At 54.8% G+C, this 1,236-nt stretch carries 1 protein-coding gene; it reads left to right on the top strand.

Annotated elements, in window-relative coordinates; translation table 11 throughout:
• Positions 1–273: 273 nt before the first annotated feature.
• A partial coding sequence (locus tag ACIOZM_RS31875) for an IS110 family transposase (protein WP_401221666.1) occupies positions 274–1,236 on the top strand: 963 nt, incomplete at its 3' end.

Raw genomic sequence — 1,236 nt, 5'->3', positions numbered from 1 at the left:
CTCCTTGTATGTTGCTCCCACACCAATCGAGTGAGTCTAAGCTCGCTGGTGCGGACATACGAAGATGTGTTTCTGGGGGAGACCGATCGCTCCTGAAGGCAGGACTTGCTCCTGACCTTGTCTGTAGAGAGGTCCCCCCGCCTCATTGCCCACCACGAAGAGTATCGAGAAGCCGACAAGTCGGACTTCGCATTACAAGGTTGCAGTGGCATGAAGTTCGAGGTCAGGGGAACCAGGAAGCATTTTTAACCCAGTTCACTCGGAGTTGAAAGCATGAGCATGCATGTTGGTTTGGATGTGGGATCTCGCACGACGGCCATGGGCTGGCGCAACGACGGTCGTTTTGCAGGTGCATGCAACATCGACCAAACGCCCGCCGGGCGCAAGGCAGCGGTCAACAAGTTGCTCCAGCTCAAGCCTTTATCCGTGGTCATGGAAGCCACCGGCATCTATTACCTGGATTTGGCCATGGAGCTCACTGCTGCCGGTTTGCCCGTTTCGGTTATCAACCCGAAGAGCTTTCATAACTTCGCCAAGCTGATGCTGAAAAACAGCAAAACCGATGCAATCGATGCTCAGTTACTAGCCGAATACGGTGAGCGCATGAGCCCAAGATTGTGGACGCCACCCACTGCCATACAGTTGGAGTTACGGGCTATCGGAAGGCATATCAATCGTTTGACGTGTCACCGCACCCGCGCCAAGAACGAGTTGCATGCGCTGAAGGCCACTCAAACAACGCTCACAATGTTGATTGAAGACGAAGAAGACGCGATCGCCGCGTTTGACAAACGAATTGAGCGTTTCAGGCTCGCAGGTCGGGCGCTGATCGACAACTGCCCGACACTAAGCGCTCAGTTCGGGCACATGATCGCCGCACCGGGCATGGGCGAAATTTCAGTATTTTCGGCACTGGCTGAATTGACGACCTTGCCTGTGACGCTTAAGTCCGCACAAGTCAGCCGACATGCGGGACTCGATGTTCGACTGACGCAATCAGGTACCAGCATCGATAAACCTGGGCGGATAAGTAAGGGCGGAAACGCCTACCTACGCTCAGCGATGTACATGCCTGCGCTGAGCGCCATACGTTGCGACAGTAACGTGAAGGCGTTTTACGAAGCGCTGATCGGGCGAGGAAAAAGAAAGATGCAGGCCATCGTTGCGGTCATGCGCAAATACCTGACCGGACTGTGGGCCTGCATGCAAGCGGGTGAAGATTTTGATACGGCCAAG

This window comes from Pseudomonas sp. NPDC087346 (assembly GCF_044744235.1).
Taxonomy (GTDB): Bacteria; Pseudomonadota; Gammaproteobacteria; order Pseudomonadales; family Pseudomonadaceae; genus Aquipseudomonas.
Note: the sequence above shows the minus strand (reverse complement) of the source record. Positions and strands in the feature narration are given on the sequence as shown.